The following is a 23,707-nucleotide window of genomic DNA, read 5'->3' as shown; positions in this document are numbered from 1 at the left end:
AAGGAGTGATTTCTCTTGAAAACAGTAGTCAAAATTGAGCCCGCAATACCGCAAATGCCGGTTCGTAAGAAAGTAGCTGCCTACGCCAGAGTTTCAATGGAAACCGAGCGATTGAACCATTCTTTATCAGCTCAGATAAGCCACTACAGCGAGCTGATACAGAAGCACTCGGACTGGCAATACGTAGGCGTTTATGCGGATGACGGCATAAGTGGTACTGGCACCAGCAAGCGCGATGAATTTAGGCGCATGGTTGAGGATTGCGAAGCTGGAAAAATTGACATCATCATTACGAAGTCGATCTCTCGCTTTGCCAGAAATACTGTTGACCTTCTGAACACCGTCCGCCACCTTAAGGACCTTGGAATCTCGGTCCGCTTCGAAAAGGAGCAGATAGATTCCCTTTCAGAGGACGGCGAGTTAATGCTAACACTACTCGCTTCCTTCGCGCAGGAAGAAAGCCGCAGTATTTCGGATAACGTCAAATGGGGTACGATCAAACGATTTCAGAAAGGTATCCCAAATGGCCAGATGCGGGTGTTTGGTTACGAGTGGATTGATGATCGGCTCACGATTATTCCTGAGGAGGCCGAAGTTGTCCGCTTCATGTACCGGGAATACATGAAAGGCGCATCGAGAATCGAGATTGGCCGGATACTCAACGAGAAAGGCCTTTACACTCGCCAAGGCAAAGAATGGGTGGATTCAAATGTCAAGGTAGTGCTCACGAACATCACCTACACCGGGAACATGCTCTTTCAGAAGGAATATGTCGAAGACCCGATCACCAAGCACCGCAAAAAGAATCGCGGCGAACTGCCACAGTTTTTTGTTGAGGATACCCACGAAGCCATCATTCCGATGGATGAGTTTCAGAAGGTACAAACCGAGTTCAAGCGCAGACGCGACCTAGGACCCCTCGGTAATAAGTCCTTGAACCTGACGGCCTTTTCTACAAAAATCACCTGCGGCATTTGCGGCAAGCATTACCGCCGGAGCGGAAAACGAAATACTGCCGGTGAGGTTTACTACATCTGGACCTGCCTGACAAAAAGCCAGAAAGGTGTCAGTGCATGCGGATCAAAAAACATTCCGGAAAAGATGCTCAAGAATGTTGCCGCCGAGGCTATGGGGCTTACTGAGTTTGATGATGTTGCCTTCAGCGAGCAGGTCGAGGAAATCTATATGGTTAGCGCTGACACGCTACAGTTTCGCTTTTACGATGGCCGTGAGGTCACCACAACATGGGAATCCACGGCGAGAACCGATTGCTGGACACAGGAACGAAGGCGGCGCTGGGGAGAGCTCCACAAACGCAAAGAAACCAACCCCAACAAGTACATTTATAACGAGTTCACCGGATTCATACGTTGCGGACAATGTGGCTCGAATTATCGCTGCCAGTCAAAAGTGATGAAGGATGGTACCCGAGCGCGAACTTGGCATTGTACAGGACCAGCAGGCATTTGCGATAAGGTCTCCATTAGGGATGAAACCATGAAAACTCTTGTCACCGATGTACTTGCACTCGACTCCTTTGATGAAGCAGTCATGGATAATCAGCTCGAATGCGCAACAGTGCTTGGTAACAACGTGACCTTCCACTTTCGCGACGGGCATGAGGTGACAAAGAGCTTCAAGGAAAAACGAAAAGGCGCAAAATGGACTGAAGAACGCCGTGAAAAGCAAACCCAAGCAATTAGAGCCAGCTGGACCGATGAGCGCCGGGCGGCAGCTAGTGAAAGGATGAGAGAACTAAGGAGTGAAAAGAAATGGCCAAAACCGTAACAACTATACCGGCGACAATCAGCCGGTTCACATCTTCGCCAATTAACGAAAACAAAAAGCGCCGCACAGCTGGTTATGCTCGCGTCTCTACAGACAGTGAAGAGCAGTTTACCAGCTACGAAGCGCAGGTCGATTATTATTCCAACTACATCAAGAGTCGTGACGATTGGGAGTTTGTCGAGGTTTATACCGATGAAGGCATCACCGGTACCAACACCAAACACCGCGAGGGTTTCAAGCGCATGATAGCCGATGCCCTTGCTGGAAAGATTGACCTGATTGTCACCAAGTCCGTCAGCCGCTTTGCCAGAAATACGGTGGACAGCCTGACCACTGTGCGCCAGCTCAAGGAAAAAGGTGTGGAGATTTACTTTGAAAAGGAAAACATCTGGACCCTGGACTCCAAGGGTGAATTGCTGATTACCATCATGTCCTCACTGGCGCAAGAGGAAAGCCGCTCGATTTCGGAGAACTGCACATGGGGCCAGAGAAAGCGTTTCGCAGACGGCAAGGTCACGGTTCCATTCAACAGATTTCTCGGCTATGACCGTGGTGAGGACGGAAATCTGATCATCAATCCAGAGCAAGCCTCTACGATCAAACGCATCTACAGCTTATTTCTGCAGGGCATGACACCCTTCGGTATCGCTTCCACAATGACCGATGATGGTGTGCTTTCACCAGGAGGCAAAGCGCGCTGGAACGCTGGAGCGGTGCGTAGCATTCTTACAAATGAAAAGTACCGTGGTGATGCGCTCCTTCAGAAAAGCTACACGGTTGATTTCCTCACCAAGAAGAAAAAGGTCAACGAGGGTGAAATCCCACAATACTATGTGAAAAATAACCACCCGGCAATTATCACCCCGGATGTGTTCGATATGGTCCAGCGTGAACTGGCGCGGCGTGATCAAAGCCGTGGCCGACACAGCGGTGTTCATTTGTTTTCTGGCAGAATAAAATGTGGCCACTGCGGGAACTGGTATGGCTCTAAGGTCTGGCATTCCACCGACAAATACCGCCGCACCATCTGGCGCTGCAATCATAAATTCAAGAATGACGAGATTTGCACAACGCCACATCTGACTGATGAGGAAATACAGAACTTTTACCTTTCGGCTCTACACAAGCTGCTTGCCGACAAAGATGAAATCATCGCAGCCTTTGAGCTTGCCCAGGACGCCGCTTTTGACTTGAGTGCGCTGACCACCGAGCGTGATGAGCTACAAAACGAGCTCCTGGTAGTTTCCGAGCTCACGCATCAGTGCATCAATGAAAACGCCCACGTAGCCCTCGACCAAGCTGACTACCAGAAGCGTTACGATGGTTTGACCGATCGCTTCAACAGGGCAAAAGCAGGACTGGAAATGGTCAATGGGGAGATAAACGACAAGCAGGCGCGGCAAGCGACAATCAAAACCTTCCTCGACGAGCTCAAACGACTCGAAGGTGTGACCGAGTTTCAGCCCGCGCTCTGGTACAGCCTTGCGGATTTCATGACGGTCTACAGCAAGGACGATGTCCGGGTCACCTTCAAGGACGGGACAGATATAAAAGCATAAGCCCAGAAAAGATAAACTTCTCGCTATCATTAGGGTGGCGAGAAGTTTTTGTCATTCATATTTGTTGAAGTACGCCTTGCCAAGCTGCCAGATGTACTTATCAAGCTCTTTGAGATTGTACCTATCTAGATGATAGAATTTTCGGAATGACTCCAAAATAGATTTAAAACGAGTATAATTCTTCAGTTCATCATTCCTGAATGTAGCAAACCCATCCTTTTTTCGATAATACCGCAGCACTTCATCCACATAACTATCATAGATTGGATAATCCAGCGGCTTGTGATGACTACAATACTTCGTGGCAAATGAGTAGAAATTTAATGTTTTCCCGCTTATTACTACTTCCTTTATATCGTCAACCAATGTGCCATCTCCTTGCTGCAGACGATCATCAATACCTAATGAAAGAATGCGCTTTGCAACAGGAAAAACCTTAAAAATGTTTGTACTATAAAAATCATTGAGCACGGATACCTTTAGCAATATGTCGGATATGTTTTTATTGTCTGGGCAGAGGTTGAAGAACAGCCGGTTAAGAGCATCCTCCTGAAGGTGATAATCTTCAAGTGCATCCCACTGTGCAAGATAATATTCAACCTGCTCGACTGATGGGGGAGGTAGTATTTGTGCTATTTTTACGAGTGTGCCTTCCGTAGGTGCTATAGCCAGAGAAATGGTCTCAGGTATCTCAAGAGCTGACTCGCTCTGAAGGAAACGTCTGAATCTTCGCAAATGCGCCATATAGCCGTTGACATTTGTCTCTGCATTTCCGCTTGACTGTTGACGCAATAGGCCAAGAAGGGTCTCTTTTGCGAGAGTTTCAAAGCTGTCAGAAAAGACTATGTCCCAGAATGAATCCGCGCCCAGCTTACGCCAAATATAAAAAGCATCAGTAGCAGATGTCATTATGGTGTTCTTCGATAGATCCTGTTCATTTAAATACTTCTTATAGGCCGCTCGGACATCATCGAGAGAGCGTTTGGTAATTTCCTCAATCATTGCGCTTCACCCCCGTAGGAATCCAATTTATCTACACGTTCCTTTGATTCAACTACCGCCTGCAATAACCTATATTCCAGCAATGTGTAATGTATAAAAGCGTCCGCTCCTTCCAATAGAATTTCATTTGCTTCCTCTCTTATTGGAAGTCCTATGGAAAATTCAATATGGTAATTATCCTTTGCACAAACGCTTGAATAAAAAGCCACCTCTGAAAAATGTATGTAACCTGATGATTTCCTATATACTTCGCTGATCTGAGAATCGTATTCCTCTAATCTTTCTCTTAGAAAGACGTCTTTCATTTTGTTCCCGCGATCGTCCTTGAAATCACTAATCTTTTTCCCTTGAAGAAAGCCATCTATGAACGCAGTTTTATCTGCTGCAATAAATGCAGCAAAGATCCTCATACAATTGTCAATTTGAGATCGCACTAAAATTCCTACACAAGCTAAATTTCTTTCTTGTAGCATGTTTACGACGCCATCCAACAAAGCGACACTTCTATCCAGCGCAGATGTGAAAAATAAATCTTCTTTATATAGTGTATTCCCTATGATGCCACTCGCAACACTTTTAGCTACTTCTCGCAATTCTTTAATCTTGTGTAATCGTTCAGATAAAGATTCGTTATATTTTTCGTTATTCAAATATTTCACCCCTTGCTCAATAAGATTAAGCCGATAACAGTACTAATCTTGCTTTAAATAAAAATTGCCGAGCAGTCTCGGCTTCCTAATACTTACCCCGCAAAATCCAACTTACCCTGCAAGTTGTAACGACCTACGGCAATCATTAAATTGTATCAATCTCTGCATGATTATTTCGTAGATCTGGATTTCTTTACGGTCTTTTAGGTGATCAGCAACAATTTCACTCATTAAAAGTGATACTTCATGTGGAGTGTAGAACTCACCCGCTTTCTTGCCTGCATTAGCTGCAAAATTAGAAATGAGATATTCATAGATGAAGCCTAAAACATCATAGTCCTGCTTGCCATCCATCGGGATATCTTTAATAAGCTGAAGCAAATCGTTTATAGCTTTCGTCTGTGAACCAGAGCTTTCACCCAGCTTGGATAGGCCAGTTTGTAGAGTCTCAAAAATACCGTCAAAGACTTTTTTGTAATTACTGTCAATTAGGCGATTAAATGCAGAAAGTGCATCACGTACGTTGGAAACATCAAAATCTTTTCCCAGTGAGAGCCAAGTAGAAAATAAGTCTTTATAAGCAATAAAATATCCAATATTACCTTGAATATATTTGACTGTTTCAGTATCTTCTTCGCTTAATTGCTTAATATCTTCATCTGTAGCGCCTTTGCTTTGCATGAAGCTAATTTCTTTATCTGACAAAAATTTATAAAAAATGAAACCTAAAATATAGTCCTTATATTCATTGGCCTCAATTTTGGATCGCATTTTGTTTGCAGATTCCCATATTTTTGTTGCTAATTGTTGCTTATTCATTCATATAACCTCACTTTCAAAATATGAGAATCACTGTTATGTGTTCTCATTGTTTTCATCTTTAACAATTTCGAATAGATTCTCGACCTTGTAGCACGGCCTTGCAAATATTAAGCAATACATCTGTTGTAATGTTTTCAACTTTACCCAGCTAAGCATTGAAAGAACTGTCCACCTTCTTACTTCTCTTGCCTACATTTATCAGGTATCTACATAGTTTGGTTTTCTGATTCAATTAGCACTTGAACTCATGATATCTAGTTTTACCGAAACCATTTTTTCATCAGCAAAATTTTCTCAGTTTCCACCAGTATCGCGATAACTACGTATCTTAAGACTTCCTCATTAAAGTCTATAAGCATCATTTGAAAAGTTTTGTACGCAAAGCACTTCAATTTCTCGCAACTTAAAATATCTACTTAACAGAATTATTCTTTTTGCAATTTTTATAAGATACTTTATGGGAAACTATCACCCTTCACGAACAATCAAGCCTAGTAAAAAGTGTTAGAAACGCTAATCAATTGCAACTAGCATAATTTATGGTAAATACCACCACAACGACCTCACTTTATGACACATATAGCTTTTTAATTATAACACTATTTTTTTTCGATTTTATAATTTATGTTGTGTTTTTTTAATGCATATTCCAATACTTATTCTAACTGACGGGTTATCAAATTAAATTTAGTGCATTTCTTTTTTGGGAAGATAAAACATAAAATGAAAATACTATTTGTAAACCTTATATGTCTCCACCATATAAAAAAGACCTCAAAACCTTTAATGTTTAAGGTATTCGAGGTCTAAAATCTTTTTTCTTTTCAACATTAAGATTGAGCATCTTGAGTTTAGACAAAATTATTCACTACAATATACTTACGTATTCCTCCTTAATCTAGAACCATCAATCTATTGAAGGGCAACACTTTATCAAAATTAGTCCTACAAATCTCGTGTATCTCCATAATTAAAAGACCTGTTACACCCTCCTATGATATGACTACGAAAATCGCAACAACAACCTTCAATCGATTGTGCATGGACGTTCCTTCAATAATCTTAGACTCTCCTGCCACCATCCGACCAGTATAAGCTCTGACATCTATGCCTTTTTCTGCAAGCCAAGCAAACCTATCTGTCTGGTTTTTCAGCTTTATTACCTGAATTCTCAAAGGTTCGCGTACCAAGGGTCCTCTGAATACCTCATTTCACCAAGTTGCGAGAATTAGGCGGAAGACTCTTGATAATATTCGGAATTCTGCGATAGCTCGGTCTAAAATAATGCCCCCAGTCAGAAATACAATGAGCTTCATCCACTACAACATGCCTATCCCTTTCTTAATATAGGATAACAGGTCCGAGAATCTTTCCCTATTACCAGTTGTTCCGATGATATTAGCAGGGCGTCGCATTGGTCGAGTCTCAGTTTAGTTTTTACATCATTCCACTCATTGGTATCCTGACTATTTATACTTACCGCTACAAGGAAAAAATTCACAGCGTTTTCAATTTGATTCCTGATTAGAGCCAGTAGCGGGCTTAGCAAAATAGTTGGACCGTCGCCCCAACTTCTTAAAACCTTGGTCGCGATAAATTATACAACACTTTTCCCCCATCCTGTTTGCTGTACAATTGAGGCTTTCTTTACGCAATTTTCGTAATCTTCATCCTGTTAGGCTTCCAGCACTGCCCTTACATACTGAATCATTTTCTGTGGTCCCGACCCATGGTGAAGATATACACTAGAGCCTTGCAGTTCATCCATACACTTATAATAGATCTTATGTTGCATATGTGATGTATCTAATAGAATAAGGTCCGCTCCAGAACATGCACTCCTAATATGGCCCCACTCCCTTGTTCCATCTGCAATCATAACTTGATAACCTGCTTTGCGAAATTCTCTTTGATAGCTGTTTGCAAGTCCAATATTTCCAATAATTAGAATCGTTTCCTCTTTGAGTGGTGGTAAATTCTTCGCTTCTTCTGTATTTTTAGTGCTGCTGGTTGGACTAGTTTTCCTACCCAATAGCCTAATATAACGATAACATTCATCTGTCAGTATTCTACTTCCTGGTTCGATTCCTTCTGGCACATTGGTCACTAGATGTGACTCACCATTCGACATTTTTAACAATAAATGATTGTTATCATTTAAAAATACACCAGTTCTTGAATGCTTATAGAGTTTTGAATGCGTGTAATGCTTTCCATCTTTAAATACATTGACAACTCTTCCATTACGCATGAATAAAAGACTGTTGCTAGAAATTTGGCTATAGTCGGAATCATCTAGACTCCGAAATACCTGCTCGCCACTATAGACATTTCTGCATATTGCCCCACTTTTAAGAAGCTCAATCGTCCATAAAACCTCTATTTCTCTAGCATCAGCTGAATCTTTGATACTCGCCAAATGGAAATTATACCCTGGAAACACAGTCTTAATTTCATTGGCATTCCCACCAACAATCCATCCTTCATAGATTCCAGTGCTATCCATTCTTACCTCGCGGATATCATCTTCAAAGATTTGTACTTGAGCTTGTTTACCCTCTACACTGATTACCTTTCCATACCATTCACAAGTTTCCTCCAAGAGATACTCTGGACACCACGCATGATAACTTTCCTGAAATCTTCCTTCAACGTCTACCCGTAGAAACTGGCCTACAGCCAGGAGAGTATCATCCTCTAAATTGAACACCTTCTGTCTTTCTCCATCCGGAAATTGAATATAGTGTTCTTTTTCCATAATATGACACGTTCCTATTTTCGTTCTACCTAGGACTTTATCCTTGCTTGGAAGAACCTTTCGACCTTCCATATAGTCTTCCCAATAGGGGTGCAGAATTTGTATCATAGCGGCATCAATACCATGTGCCCTAAGGTAGTTTTCCAGCCTGTCATGAATACCTAGGGATTTTTCTCGTTCAGCTTCCTCAGATAGATCTTTGATTTTCCGCTTAAAAGAATCCATCTTATCAGATTTAGAATTCAACCTAGCCGTCAGTTCTTTTATCTTGTTTTCCATTTCTTCAACATTTCTATCTTCGAACGGATTCTTATCTTTCTCTTTCGAAATGCTATTTATGTCATTGGTTTTATGCTCAGTTTGAGCCGAATTCAATCGTTCATTTAGTTTCTTCTTTTTTAGGCTTTCTTTCAGTCGTTGGACATCCTTCTCCAATTTTTCAATCTTTTTCTCTCTCTTGCAAATAACTTTATCTTTTTTAGTAACATCCTTTTCCTTGGAGCGAATAATGTGTTCCTTGTTTTCAATACTTTTATCCAATTCATACTTCCTATATATTGCATGGAAACGCAATAAGCATTCCACCGCTTTCAATTCAAAACTTAATCTTACTGTTGCATTGTCCTCATCTGTAAGTTCTAAATTAGGTAAAAGTTCTTTGCGAGCATGCAAGGCATAGCAACTTAAGAATAGTAGCATGCAGGGTCCATCAAGTATCTCATTGTTCACTTCAATTATTCTATCAACTATTAGATCTAAGTCATTCCAATCTTTCCAGTTTTTTTCATCATTTTGTATAAAATCATTCACTGCCCGAACTGTCATACATATTCTCAAATCCACTACTTCTAAATCACACGTAGAAGCACTATCAAGCTCTGACAATATCTCTGGCAACAAAGAAAAATATTCATCATAAGCCTTACATTGGTTCTCTTCAGATTGATGAACCGCCATTTTTATCTTTTGAGGATTACTTGATAGATTATCAAACAGTGTGGTCTCTTCGTCTTGTAACCACTCCTTCACATCTTCTGGATACAATTTTTCGATAAGAATCAATTGTTTGAGCTCATTATCAAGTACGCCTGACAAGCCCCTAAGATCCAAATACTTTTCTTGCTGAACCATGCTTTTCAAGCGCATTACAAGCCTCCTAATTGATTATTCTACTACTGCTATAATTGAATCTTACAACGGTAACTGTAAAAATATGGGCACAATAGAATATTTATTAAAAATATATTGCTATGGACTTACCATATTCATCCAACTATTGGCCAAAGATAGAACATATATATTATATTTATTCTGTATAATATATGTTTTTTCCTCCAATAAAGCTGAAATCATTCCTGTAAGAATTTCTAGCACATTAAATATCTAAAATAATTCTAACGATTATTATAATGTGGTAAGAAAGTTCTGTAAGACCTATCCGAAAGCGTGTATGAGATAATTATTCTACACGTATGTTTTGCAATCAGATAATACAAAAAACAAAAGCCAGACATACAATTCGTACAAACCTGGTAAATCCACTTCAAAACTCCCTACTGAGAAAAAAAGAGATATCTGCAAGAAATTCATCTTACAGATATCTCCTTTAATTTTTCTTTTCGGTCATCCTCACCATCCAAAAACCACGAATAATCAATACTTCTTATTCCTTAGGATTTATAATAGGTTCTTCTAAATCGCTGTGATTTTGGGTTTTGGTCTACTTTACTGCTTCTGGAATATCCTCTTCCATCTATACCTTCTACTCTTCTTAATACAAGTTCAGAGTCTGTATAGCCAAAGCTTAGTCTTTTCTAAAGCACCTTATTAATATCATTCAGCCTATTGGTTCACTACTAATATCTCCATCAGTTCATCAATGTGGTTGCTGGTATAATCTTGTACAGACTGCGAAAGTGGATGGTCCTCATGAATTAATATCAGCTGCACACCTCTACCTTCTAGTAGGTATATATCAGAAGAGTTTAGCATTGTCATAAATGCATCCATATCCGTAGTGATTGTATCATTGCTTATAGACAATAACATAGCCACCTCAAACCACGGTAGTGGTGTAATGGATTCTGTGAGTCCATGGCCAAAGGTCACCAGCATTACAGACGAGGATCCACTAGAGTCATTTTCCTTTATATCTAACAAAGGAAGCACATCACTTTCATCGTCTGGCTTAGAATCATCTGAGTCTGAGCTAGAAGACCTCCTCGACCACTTAGCAATTAATACCTTATCACCAAAGGTCCCTTGTGGAATCTCAGTTATCCAGATATCTGACTCAGTATCGTACCAACCAATAAACTTATAGTTGTTCTTTGTTGGTATGCCTAACACCAGAGTTTCACTCTCTACGGTATAACTTTGGGGTGCATCCTCGTAGTTGAGACCCCCATTAAGATTATAGGTAATATCATAGGTAGCCAGTGCCCATCTAGCGTATAAATTCACTTCACCTGTACTGCCCTGGGGTATTTCTGTCACCTGATTACCATCTGTAGCTGCATCATACCAACCGGCGAAATCGTAACCCATCTTGGTCGGTGTGCCAAGTGCTATATCCTTCGTTTCTATGTTGTAACTTACAGGTGCACCCTCATAGTTCAGACCACCGCTAAGATCATAAGTAACTGGATATGCAATGGGTGTCCATCTGGCGTATAGGGTCACATCACCAGTACTCCCCTCTTGAATCTCGGTCACCTGGTTTCCACCAGACGAGGCATCAAACCAACCGGCAAATGTGTAATAATCCTTGTCTGGTGTGCCTAGTACAAGGGTTTCACTCTCCATGGTATAACTTGTGGGCGCATCCTCATAATTTGCACCACCATTCAGAGTATAGGTAATATCATAAGTAGCAAGCGACCACCTAGCATACAAGGTCACCTCACCCGTACTGCCTTGGGATATTTCTGTCACCTGATTCCCATCAGTTACCGCATCAAACCAACCGGTAAAATCGTAACCAGTCTTACTTGGCGTGCCCAAGATTATATCTTCTGTTTCAATATTATAGCTTACAGGAGCATCCTCATAGTTCATGCCACCGTTAAGATCATATATTACTGGATAAGCAATGGGAGTCCATCTAGCGTATAGGGTCACATCACCAGTACTCCCCTCTTGAATCTCTGTCACCTGCTTACCACCAAAAGATGCATCAAACCAACCGGAAAATGTGTAATAATCCTTGTTTGGTGTGCCTAGTACAAGGGTTTCGGTTTCTTCATTGTAGTAAGTCGGAGCGTCCTCATAATTCACACCACCATCGAGAACATAATATATAGGATAGGCGCTATCAGATAAAACTGCCACATAGCTTGTCGTCAAGTTTGTAGCATCACTATTCCCAAGATAGGAATTGCTAGAACCATCTACCCATTCTATAAAGGCATATCCATCTACTCTACATTCTGGTAAGGTAAAACTAGATAATACATTTTGAGCAAATGCTCTAGCCCCGATAACCGTCACACTTTCAGGGATTGATATTGAAGTAAGATATTGATTGACAAATGCTCCTTCGCCTATACCCGTTACAGTTTGACCATCCAGCATTTCGGGTATGACGATGGAAGCAGGAGGATACTCAAGTCCTACATTATTGGGTGGAAAAGAACTTTGGATCACTTCAATAGAACATTCCGTGATAAGGCCATCTACCACGGTAACATCATCATCTGTCAGTGTATAGTTTCCTATCCTTGCAAAGTAATCTTCCATAAAATCAGTCTGTACCGAACCTGATTCTAACAAATGAGGTCTATCATACCGTCTATACCAATCAATGATTCCCTCAGGAGTTGGTAAGATAAAGGATGACATTTCATTTTCAAGAAAGGCACTAATCTCTATTTGAATTATACTGTCTGGAAGCTCAATCGATGCTAAAGAATTGCCCCGAAAGGCAGCAATACCAAGCGTTTTTACACCATCAGGAATTGTCACAGATGTTAGATCCGAATAGCTAAATGCATCTCTGCCTATGTTTTCTACGCTGTCTGGTATAAAATCAATACTTTTACTGGCACCGCCATACGAAACGATCGTTGAATAATCCTCACTGCCATCTGAATTTATTCCAAAAAAAATACCGTCATCGGTGCCGCCACCTATTACTGAGCTAATGCTATTCTGGTTGAATGCTGCTCTACCAAGGCTTGTCAATCCAGTCCCCAGTTTGACTGATTCCAGAGAATTTCCAGCAAATGCATATTGACCAATGCTCTTCACATTATCACCCATCTCAACAGTCTGCAGGGAATTATCATAAAACGCATACATACCTATATCCGCTAGATTTTCACCGAACGTAGCCGATTCCAAGGAATTATCACTAAACGCCCACTCTCCTATTGAAGTAACATTATCGCCAAACTCAACCGATTGGATAAAATTACTGCTGAATGCACGACTACCAATGGTCATCACATTCTTACCAATTTCGACCGACTCAATTTGACAATCACTAAATGCACCACTACCAATGGTTTCTACACTGTCGGGTATTATTACTGATTCAGCCACACTATTACCAAATGCAGATGTACCGATATATCGGACACTGCTTGGTATGAAATCAATGGTTGTACTGCGTCCGCCATAGCCAATGACTGATGACTCATCCACACTACCATCTGCGTTTCTCCCGAATATGATTCCTTCATTGGTTCCTCCCCCGATTACTTCTGTAAGCGAGGCCCCCCTAAATGCATCTCGGCCTATTTCAGTCAATCCACTGCCTAGCGTAAGAGAATTCAAATAAACATTAAATCTGAATGCTGCAAATCCCATGCTCGTCACACTATCAGGAATAGAGAGCGTTCTGAAGAAATTCCATTCAAATGCATTATCACCAATTACTTTTAGATTTTCGCCAAGCGTTACTGGCTCTGTAAGGTAACATTTATAAAAGGCGGAGTCACCTATGCTCGTAAGATTGGGGCTTAATTCCAATTGGTCCAAATAACGATTACCATAAAAAGCACTATTGCCGATGCTCGTCACGCTGTCAGGCATTGTGACCGAACGTATTAACGATTCTTTGAATGCTTCATCACCAATGCTGACAATCGTCTGTCCATCCAATGTTTCCGGAATAGCAATAAAAGCAGGAGGATACTCTGGATAATCATATCCAGTGTTACTAGTTGTATAGCTAGTAAGAATACCGTCTGAAACTGTTACATCGCTATCTGTCAAGGTGTACTCGTCCTTTGTACGAGCAACATAAGAAAGCCCAAAATCATCAATAACTTCGCTAAAAATTTTACCTTCTGAGCTATACCAGTCATACGTACCTTCTGGTTGCCAAAGAGTAATACTACTGGTTATTGAATTACCGCTAAATGCATCCTTTCCCATTCTTGTCACAGTTTCGGGAATAGAAATAATTCTAGTAATACCTGAATTAAGAAATGCCTCAGCACCAATTGATGTTACAACCAAGCCATTCAATTGATCTGGTATACTGAGATATCCAAGAACAGGTGATGCAGGAGTACCAATATAACCGATAATTTCACACGTTCCATCACCATTATCAAGGTATTGAAAGTTATCATAGCTAAACACTTCTTCCGCCATCGCAGAGGTTTGGAAACCGAACAGTAATAAAACTACCGTTAATGTGACCAACACCATCTTTCTTACTGATACTCTACTATACAGCCCTTTCACGTTGCGCCCCCTTATATTTATAAATATTCATATACCCATAATAGCACTTATACTACTTCTGTCTATCAATTAGAAAATTTAAAAATATACTAGGGCAAAGTCAATTTTCGTATTTTTTTGTAACGCTTCTCAGCATAAAACCACAAAATAATCATTAAGCAATATCAGATTATAAATATCAAGAAAGCATAAGGATTATCATTAGTAAAATGAGCTCGCTACACATACCAGCAACAAGGGAACCGATAAATATGAAAGAATAGCTAAACTTACTCAAGACACATCTAGCCTTATATTTCTTGGAATAAATCAACCAATTAATAAGGATAATTACTATGGCTATAACCAATAGCTTCAGTGCAGTAGGATCTTGCCCACTCAAATATGTTCCGTTAAACTGTCCTCTGTACCATTCATACTGTAGCGTGTACATACCAAATAGGCCTAGAATAAAATTAACTACCATCACTAATTTATACATATAAACACCACCCTTATAATTAATTATACTCATATGTCCTAGGAAACACCCATTCGAAAGCGCATATACTAAAATTTTGCCTACCTCGCTAGAAACATTTTGAATACAAATTGTGAGCTGGACGAATCTAGTTGTAATTGAGCCTTCACTTTTTATATGGCTAATGCTTGCTCATCGCTCATGCTCCTCTTAACTAGAATCAGTTCCTCCCCTTTTCGCATAGCCCCTCCGACTTTTTGTCGTAACGAGTAAAGACCGGTTTCTATCATTCTGGAATTAATTCTTTCAATACAAAAAGACCTCTTAGCTCATTCGCTTCCATCTTATTCCTCATTAGGTTGACTCATGTATGCCTATATCATAAAATGTTAAGACTCATATTAATCGATAAAGAAAGGCATAAAAAATTGAAAGTAATAACTAAGAAACTATTTGAAAATAATCCTCTTTATAAAGCCTTACTAAACCGTATACTTGTACTCGATGGAGCCATGGGCACACAGATACAGGACCAACATCTGACAGAAGAAGATTTTAGAGGTAAGGATTTCAAAAACCATCCCCTGTCTTTAAAAGGAAACAATGACATACTTTGTCTTACTAAGCCAGATGTTCTTCAAAAAATCCATGATGCATACTGTAAAGCCGGAGCTGATATCATTGAAACAAACACCTTCAACGCCACGAGTATCTCCCAAGAAGACTATGGCACAGAAGAGTATGTCTACGATATCAACTATCAGGGTGCACAAATTGCGCGCTTAGTAGCCGATGATTGGACACAGAAAACACCCCAAAAGCCCCGTTTTGTAGCAGGTTCCATTGGCCCGACAAATAAGACCGGCTCCATATCACCTGACGTCGAAAATCCAGGGTTTCGTAATATTTCATTTGATGATTTAAAAGAAAGCTATATGGAGCAGATTAATGGACTCATCGATGGGGGCGCAGACCTTCTACTCATTGAAACCATTACAGATATATTGAATGTACGCGCAGCCCTCTTTGCGGCTGAGACTGCCTTTGAAGCAAAAGGAAAATATCTGCCCATCCTGATTTCTGGTACTTTGGTCGATAAGAGTGGACGAATTTTATCTGGTCAAACCCTGAGCGCTTTCGCTGCCTCCATCCTAAGTGACTATGTCATCAGCATTGGACTCAACTGTTCTTTTGGAGCCAAGGACCTAATTCCTTACATCAAAGAGCTCTCTGAAACCCAGGATCTTTTCATCAGTGTGCACCCAAATGCTGGACTTCCAAATCAGTTTGGTGAATACGACGAGTCGCCAGAAACGATGGTTCATTTCTTAAAACAATTAATGGCAGAAAAGCACCTCAATATTGTTGGAGGATGTTGTGGTACAAGGCCAGCTCATATTCAAGCAATCTCTGCGGTAGTGAATGACTTTACGCAAAGGCTTGTTCCAGAGCACGAAATAGTTACCAAATATGCTGGCATGGAATCCCTTTTGGTCACAAAAGATAATAATTTTATAAACATTGGTGAGCGAACCAACGTTTCAGGTTCCGCCAAATTTGCTCGGCTAATTCGGGATAAACAGTATGAAACAGCCCTAGATGTCGCCAAACACCAAGTGGAAAACGGTGCACAAGTTATTGATATTAACTTCGATGACGGCATGCTCGACGCAGAAGATGAAATGGATAAGTTTTTAAAACTGATTGCGACAGAACCGAGTATTTCTAAGGTACCTATCATGATTGACTCCTCTAAATGGCACGTCCTTGAAGCTGGACTCAAGGCCATTCAGGGAAAATCGCTTGTCAATTCGATCAGTCTAAAAAATGGTGAGGCAGAATTTATCAAACAAGCAAGACTAGTTAAAAAATATGGGGCTGCTGCCGTGGTCATGGCTTTTGATGAACAAGGCCAAGCTTCTTCCTATGAACGTAAAATTGAAATCGCAGAACGCGCATACAATATTTTAGTAAATCAGGTCGGGTTCTATCCAGAAGACATCATTTTTGACATGAATGTCCTTGCCATAGCGACGGGCATTGAAGAACACAATAATTATGCTGTAGATTTCATTGAAGCTGTGCGGTGGATTAAGGCCAACCTACCCTATGCAAAAACAAGCGGTGGCCTCAGCAATCTATCCTTCTCTTTTAGAGGAAATAATCCAGTACGTGAAGTCATGCATTCCGTATTTCTCTACCACGCAATACAAGCCGGACTAGATATGGCTATTTTGAACCCAGCGATGATACAAATCTACGACGAGATTCCCAAAGAACAATTGGAAATCGTCGAAGATGTCGTGTTAAACCGGAAACCAAACGCTACTGAAAAACTAATCGACATTGCAGAAGAACTAAAGGGCCAAAAAAGCACCCAGGCCAAAGAACAAGAAGAATGGCGCAATAAGCCGGCAGCTGAACGACTTAGCCATGCACTGATCAAGGGAATTACAGAATATATTGAAGAAGACCTTGCAGAAGCACTGGAACAGTTCGACCAAGCACTAGACATCATCGAAGGACCTTTAATGGATGGCATGAATAAAGTTGGCGATCTTTTCGGAGACGGGAAAATGTTTTTACCGCAAGTTGTAAAAAGTGCCCGAGTCATGAAAAAGGCTGTCGCCATTCTACAACCCCATGTTGAAAAGTCCCTTCTTTCCACTGGCAACAAAAAGGCTGGCAAAATTCTGTTGGCAACTGTAAAAGGCGATGTCCATGACATCGGGAAAAATATTGTCGGAGTAGTACTGGCCTGCAATAACTTTGAAGTCATCGACTTGGGCATCATGGTTCCTTGCGAAACTATACTAGAAACGGCCATTCGGGAAAAAGTTGATATCATCGGTCTAAGTGGACTGATTACCCCATCCTTAGATGAGATGGTCCATATTACAGAAGAAATGCAAAAACAAGGTATCCAGATACCACTCTTAATCGGCGGTGCTACCACCTCTAAAATTCATACTGCCGTCAAGATTGACCCCAAATACAATTATGGCGTAGTTCGGGCTACAGATGCTTCCCGTAGTGTTGATGCAGCAAAAAAATTGATTGATCCAGAATCCAGTTCAAGCTATATCGCCTCAATCAAAGAGGACTATCTAGCGATGCGCAGAGCCTATGAAAATAAGGAACATCCTACCGTAACTATGCAGGAAGCAGAAAATAATCGGCTGGAAACCGACTGGGCAAGCATGCCCATCACCAAGCCTAAAAAACTCGGCATTGAAGTCTTACAGAACTACCCAATAGCAGAGATTCGAAAATACATCAATTGGTCCTACTTTTTTACGGCTTGGGAAATGAAACAGTCCTATCCAGAAATTTTAGAAAATGAAACCTATGGAGATGAAGCTAAAAAACTGTATAACGATGCCAACCTTCTTCTCGATAAGATCGAGAAAAACAAGTGGTTGACTGCAAATGGTGTGTATGGTCTTTTCCCAGCAGACTCTGAAACAGATCAAATCAACTTCAATGATCCAAACACTGGTGAAAGATTGGCTTCCTTCCCTACCATTCGGCAACAGCAAGTACAGGATTCTGAGAAGTCAGCCTTTCTTTCCCTAGCTGATTTCATCGCACCGAAAAACAGTGGCGTAACCGACTACATCGGTGCCTTTGCCCTCACCACGGGTCTCGGTGTCGACCAATTGGTCGCAGAGTTTAATGAAAAGCAAGATGAATATAATGCCATCATGATTAAATTACTTGCAGACCGTTTGGCTGAAGCCTTTGCAGAACTCCTTCACCATAAGGTAAGAACAGATTTCTGGGGTTATGAAAAAGCCTCTGACTATTTCAACATGGATTCAATATTGAAAGGACAATATGTAGGCATCCGGCCAGCCATTGGCTATCCGTCGCTTCCAGACCATTCAGAAAAACTTAGACTTTTTGATTTATTAGACGTTAAAAAAAATATCGGGGTAGAACTTACAGATAGCTTCATGATGAATCCCGTAGCCAGCGTGTGTGGTCTCTATTTTGCAAACCCGGTAGCCAAATACTTCGACGTACATAACCTTAGCGAAGAGCAGATTAAGCAATATGCTGCAAGCAAAGGTAGAACGACTGAATTCATTGAGCGGATGCTATCAACAAAAATCAAATACAAGTAAATAGAGAATCCATAAAAGAAGGGACGTCGCGACGTCCCTTCTTTTATGAATCCATTTTGGGTTCACTCTTAATTTATTATTGGTTTATTTTGGTTCTAGTGTTGCTCTCTTGTTAACCCATTGTTTCCATCACAAGGATCCTCTACTGAATTGGGAACAAAAAAATACACAAGCAGGAGCAATAAACCAATACATAGCATCGCTAAACCGACACCCGCCTTATCTGCAATAAAGCCAGCAGCGGGTGCTAGCACCACAGTAAACAGGGCCCTCATCTGTGATTCTACGCTTAGAACCGTAGCCCGCTCTTCCTTCTTCATCAAGGAACCGCAAATATCAATCAGTACCGGCTTTCGCATGTCTCGAATTAGGTAAAGGGCTACAAACATAAGAGCAATTAGGTAGGGCTGAGAAATTCTAATTGTCCAATATAAGATAAAGAAACAAATGATTTGGGCTAGGTAGAATAGATTCACCATTTTTTCTGCAACCATATAGCTCTGCAAGCGATATACATTTCTAGAAGCAAAGGCGCTGAAGAGGTTGATCACACCATAGGTAATCCCTAGGACGATTTTAAGCTGGTCATCAAGTGAAAATTCGGATAACAGGGCAAGACCAGAAGACATTAAGAGCATTCCTAGTATTGGCTGTATATAGTCTTTAACACTTTTGAATACCGCTTCAAAAGTGGCTGCTTTCACCAAGAATCTTCTTAATTTAGGTCTTTTGAAGATGCGAACCATATGACTGACCAATGCTTGCATAAAAGGCTCCGAGCAAGTGACGCCGGAACGATCTAACGATTCAGGATAAGACATAATCAGTAGTAAGTCTAAAATATATGGAACGATAGACGCTAGAAAAATATATCTTGAACCTGGAATATTGAGAATCAGAGCTACAGCCAGAATTGAACTAATAGCGGATCCAATCAAGGAAAAGGAACGCGTTCTCCCATATACTAGCATCTTATGCTCTTCCCAATTCTTTTCCTCAAGATAAGTATACATCATGGCTTTATGAGTACCGGACCTAAAAGCCTCTCCCAATCCGAAAAAGACCATGGCTAGTGCTGCCGTAAAAAAACTTTGGGTAAAGAAAAATATTACAAAGGAAATAATGTAAAAGGTAAAGCACAAATACAATTCTTTTTTTCGTCCATAATTATCTGCCATGACGCCTGAAGGAATTTCAAAAATATATATAATGATTTCTTTAATAGCATATAGCAAACCAATTTGAAAAAAGTTTAGTCCTCCGGCAAAAAGGAAGATGACCAAATATGGTTCAAAAAATTTCAGGTTCTTGAGAAACCCATATAAGGAAAACTTCCTGATTTGTCTATCATGTCTGATTGCTCTAATGGTGTTACTATCCATACCCTAATCCTCATTCTATCAATAGAAGAAACGCTGTATCTTATCTTTACTTCAAGCTGTCTTATTCTTCTTATTATAGCATTCTAAACTAGCCCCATAATAAAAACACCCCCGAAAGTTAGATTTATACTCTAACTTTCGGGGGTTGGTATCATAAGTCTACTCTTTTTAAGATATTCCGGTTATGCACTACTATTTGGCTGAAGAATACGTCACTTATTCTCCTTCATATAAATCATATTTATTTCTGTCCAGTAACTAAACTCATCTTTTTCTACATCAAGATTCACCGAAAGATCTTTAAATACAATCAACACAGTTACTTCCGGTGTTTCCAATTCATAGCTCAAATCTCCACTGTCAATACTCGTCTCATAGCTGTTGGTATCCGGATATTTTCCAGCAATCGTATTTAGATACGGTTTCATGTCCTCTTCTAAAATCAATCGGTCATCCAAGTCTATACGCAAAGTAAGGGCTTCCGTTCTATCCCACGTAATGCGATATAGGCCTTGTTCTCCCTCAACATAAACCGTATCCACTTCTTCTTGCCTTGCATTGTAACCAGAAACATAAATAGCCCAGGTGTAATCAGTAATGTCGATTGCCCCATTCGGCAAAGCCAAATATGTTTCTATCGTGCGGTCAATTGGAATCCCCCCATCAGGATCATAGTCAGGCCAAGCCTTTTCAAAACCCAGCTCTCGCTCAAAAATATCATTTTGGTAAAGATTTGGGGCAAACCATGTTGGAAGCTTGGCATCCTCATTGCCTGACAAGTATTCTACTGCATCCGTAATTTGTACACGGACTGACTGACTAGGCCTTGCTGTCGCCGGGACTAACTTGTCTCCTTGTAGAATATTTTCACCAAGTAGTAATTCTTCCAGTCTGTTAACTTGAGCCCTAGCCGGAAGGGCCTGGTAACCAAGTCCTGGTAGTACAGAAAAAAGAATCAGGGCACATAATATTGCCGCAATAAAAGAATGGGCTTTCTCCTTTTTAATCAAAAGCAAAATGGACGCTGACACAGCAAAAACCCAGATGAGACTAAAATAATATTCCGGTGTTTTCAAGCCACTCTCACCCAACTGCACCACTAGTACCCGTGCTTCAAAAGCCAATATTACCAAGGCAACAATGGGATAGATCTTTTTGAAAAACTTGGCAAGCGCACTTTCATGATGGGTAACCATGATATGCAGCCAAATACCGATGCCCGCATAACTAGTCGCAATGCCCGATAGTCTAATGAAAGAAGGCCAGCTACCAGCAACAATGGTCTTCATCGTCCAAATCAATAAAACGACCGTTAAGGCCAAGGCGATCGGAACCATAATGTATTGAAAGAGTACTTCAATAAATCTGGGCTGTTTTTGGGCAACTTCTCTATGTTCATCGATTTTATTCTTGCTAAAGCTTGGGAAATATCCCACAAAAATGGTAAAAGCCAAAAAGCCAGTAATGGTTCCAAGATACATATATACTTTTTCACTCATATTCCGGTAGAGCAAGGCTTGCACCGCTCCTGCAACCCCAGAAGTCCCAGCCATGATTACAAGGCCATAGATCATAGCAATAAAGAAGGCCTTATGGAACATAAATAGTGAGCGGCCAAAATCAGACTCATCTTCGGGATAGCCTGCCAAATAAATAAAAGCGATCAGACTGATTGCTATCGCTGCACTTACTCGAGCCGAAGCAAGATTTGTCACATTGGTAACGATGCCATTTGCCACATAGGGTTCTCTTGCTGCAAAAGCATACAGCAGGATAAAGGTTAGGGCGGTAATGATTACACCCAACATATTGGCATACAGAAAGGCTTTCTTTTCTCCTGACCGGCTATTTGCCGCAGTAATTGCTGCCAAACTAAATACCGCTCCCGTTGCAAAGGCCAGGTGTAAACAGTTGAATAAAAAATTATAGGTTTCTTGCAATGGCCAGTCCATTTGGATCCGCACCATGGTCACAATCGTAAACAAAAGTGCACAACCAATAACCGCAGGATAGGTCTGAAAGGTCTCACTAGATGAACGTATAACTCTCATGATAGAACTCTTTAAATTCGCCATATTTCCGTCTCCTTATCCAATTTTTACTACTTCGGACATGAGTAAAAGGTCAAGTTCATCCTTTCCCTATAGTGATAGATTCTGTTTTTCTTTACCGATACCTCTTAGCATCCGCTAATGCGGTAGTTGCTTTAGCAATCGTTCCTTATCTTTCGGCAATACTCCCTTTAATTTAATCATATTGGTAGGATGGGTAGTATCAAAAATCATCTGCTGGTTTGGTCGCAGATTCTCAATTAAAGTTCGGATCTCCAATAATCTTTCATCCCCTGTTGCAGGAACAAAAACCCCAGTTTGTATCATCTGGTCTATTTTGGTACCATACATAACCTGCAAATTCATGGTAATAATCTTATTGGCTTTAAATTGATTAATCATCTGAGCTGTTGCAAGGGCATTTTCTACTGACTTGCCCTTCCCTGCGATGCCATACATCACGATAACATTAAACGGTAACTTTGCTTCATTGAGTTTCTTTGCCTGTGAGATTGCCTGTGTAACTGTATGTCCCTTATTCATTAGTTTCAAGACATCGTCTCTGCCTGTTTCAAAACCAATGTACAATAATCTAAGACCCGCGTTATGTAAAATTGAAAGCTCGTTGACAGTGTATTTCTCAATACTTTTAATGGCGGCATAGGAAGCGACACGCGCACAATATGGCAGATATTTATGGATCATATCCAACAAGCGCTTCATTTTTTCAAACCCTATTGCCAGTGGATCTGCACCCAGCAAAAATATCTTTTCTGTATAGGCATACCCATTCTTCAATTGTATTTCGATTTCAGAAAATGGTATCTCATTATACTCATTATCTTTATACATTGAACAAAATGCACACTTGTTATATGAGCACCCTGCTGTGACTGGCAAAAGAACTGTCGTCATTTCATCCTGCGGATAATATACTGTTTCATCAAGAATCATACTTCCTCCTACTCTTCCGCCTTTGCCTTTTTTGCTATTTTATTGAAGTCTCTGTAGCAAGAACGGTAAAGGAATCTTTCTCAAAAACGAGTTCCCTTTTCTAACCTGGATACAGTACACTAGCATAAAAATCCAATTTCTTTTCCAATCGTTCCCTTACTTAGATTGTGCTTCTAGCATACTTCATCGTCCAAGCTTTTACGCAATAAATTATTGTTTAAAATAGATGTGCACCTATCTTAAGTATACTTAAATTTTACAGTAATACTAGAATGAGAACAAGTTCAGCACACCCAAGTTGCAATGCCTGACTTAAAAGAACATACTTCTCTCCTCTATTTTGACCTTACATCTGAATTCCAAATCATACAGGTTTCATGGAAATTGCGAATTCACTCCTAATGTTAAAACCAAAACTGTATTGAAAGTCTTGCCCCAAAAAACCACCATTCGGCTGATT

The 23,707-nt window shown here is 40.6% G+C and carries 13 protein-coding genes; 3 read left to right on the top strand and 10 right to left on the bottom strand.

What is annotated here, in order from left to right; genetic code table 11:
* Window positions 1-15: 15 nt before the first annotated feature.
* Window positions 16-1,788, top strand: coding sequence for a recombinase family protein (locus JR334_00640; GenBank protein ID QRN85784.1), 1,773 nt, complete (start codon window positions 16-18; stop codon window positions 1,786-1,788).
* Complete coding sequence (locus JR334_00635) at window positions 1,773-3,347, top strand: recombinase family protein (GenBank protein ID QRN85783.1); 1,575 nt, start codon at window positions 1,773-1,775, stop codon at window positions 3,345-3,347. The genes JR334_00640 and JR334_00635 overlap by 16 nt, the downstream gene beginning before the upstream one ends.
* A gap of 51 nt (window positions 3,348-3,398) precedes the next feature.
* On the opposite strand, the gene JR334_00630 is transcribed toward JR334_00635, so the two are convergent.
* The 7 genes from JR334_00630 to JR334_00600 all read right to left on the bottom strand — a co-directional run bounded on the left by JR334_00630 (window position 3,399) and on the right by JR334_00600 (window position 14,754).
* Window positions 3,399-4,013, bottom strand: a complete 615-nt coding sequence (locus tag JR334_00630; GenBank protein QRN86812.1) for a hypothetical protein — start codon at window positions 4,011-4,013, stop codon at window positions 3,399-3,401.
* 332 nt (window positions 4,014-4,345) lie between these two features.
* Complete coding sequence (locus JR334_00625; protein ID QRN85782.1) at window positions 4,346-4,999, bottom strand: hypothetical protein; 654 nt, start codon at window positions 4,997-4,999, stop codon at window positions 4,346-4,348.
* Window positions 5,000-5,110: 111 nt separating this feature from the next.
* Window positions 5,111-5,818 carry an SAM-dependent DNA methyltransferase gene (locus JR334_00620; GenBank protein ID QRN85781.1) on the bottom strand — a complete coding sequence of 236 codons (708 nt, stop codon included), beginning with the start codon at window positions 5,816-5,818 and terminating at the stop codon, window positions 5,111-5,113.
* Between the two features lie 995 nt (window positions 5,819-6,813).
* A complete protein-coding gene (locus tag JR334_00615) occupies window positions 6,814-6,996 on the bottom strand; it encodes a hypothetical protein (GenBank protein QRN85780.1) in 183 nt (60 codons plus the stop codon).
* 500 nt (window positions 6,997-7,496) lie between these two features.
* The gene (locus JR334_00610; GenBank protein QRN85779.1) at window positions 7,497-9,725 is read right to left on the bottom strand and encodes a hypothetical protein; all 2,229 of its coding nucleotides are present in this window, start codon (window positions 9,723-9,725) and stop codon (window positions 7,497-7,499) included.
* A gap of 696 nt (window positions 9,726-10,421) precedes the next feature.
* Window positions 10,422-14,273 carry a leucine-rich repeat protein gene (locus JR334_00605; protein ID QRN85778.1) on the bottom strand — a complete coding sequence of 1,284 codons (3,852 nt, stop codon included), beginning with the start codon at window positions 14,271-14,273 and terminating at the stop codon, window positions 10,422-10,424.
* Between the two features lie 178 nt (window positions 14,274-14,451).
* Entirely contained in the window at window positions 14,452-14,754 is a 303-nt protein-coding gene (locus JR334_00600; GenBank protein QRN85777.1) for a hypothetical protein, read from the bottom strand.
* Window positions 14,755-15,119: 365 nt separating this feature from the next.
* Here JR334_00600 and metH point away from each other — a divergent pair, with 365 nt between their 5' ends.
* Window positions 15,120-18,860, top strand: a complete 3,741-nt coding sequence (gene metH, locus JR334_00595; protein ID QRN85776.1) for a methionine synthase — start codon at window positions 15,120-15,122, stop codon at window positions 18,858-18,860.
* A 95-nt stretch (window positions 18,861-18,955) separates the two neighbouring features.
* On the opposite strand, the gene JR334_00590 is transcribed toward metH, so the two are convergent.
* From JR334_00590 to JR334_00580, 3 genes are all read right to left on the bottom strand, one after another.
* Entirely contained in the window at window positions 18,956-20,242 is a 1,287-nt protein-coding gene (locus tag JR334_00590) for an MFS transporter (protein ID QRN85775.1), read from the bottom strand.
* Between the two features lie 212 nt (window positions 20,243-20,454).
* Complete coding sequence (locus JR334_00585) at window positions 20,455-22,317, bottom strand: DUF4153 domain-containing protein (protein QRN85774.1); 1,863 nt, start codon at window positions 22,315-22,317, stop codon at window positions 20,455-20,457.
* Between the two features lie 114 nt (window positions 22,318-22,431).
* A complete protein-coding gene (locus JR334_00580) occupies window positions 22,432-23,247 on the bottom strand; it encodes a radical SAM protein (GenBank protein QRN85773.1) in 816 nt (271 codons plus the stop codon).
* Window positions 23,248-23,707 lie beyond the last annotated feature (460 nt).

The sequence above is a fragment of the Clostridia bacterium genome (assembly GCA_016887505.1).
Classification (GTDB): Bacteria; Bacillota; TC1; order TC1; family UBA5767; genus UBA5767.
This window is presented reverse-complemented; position numbering and strand designations above follow the sequence as displayed.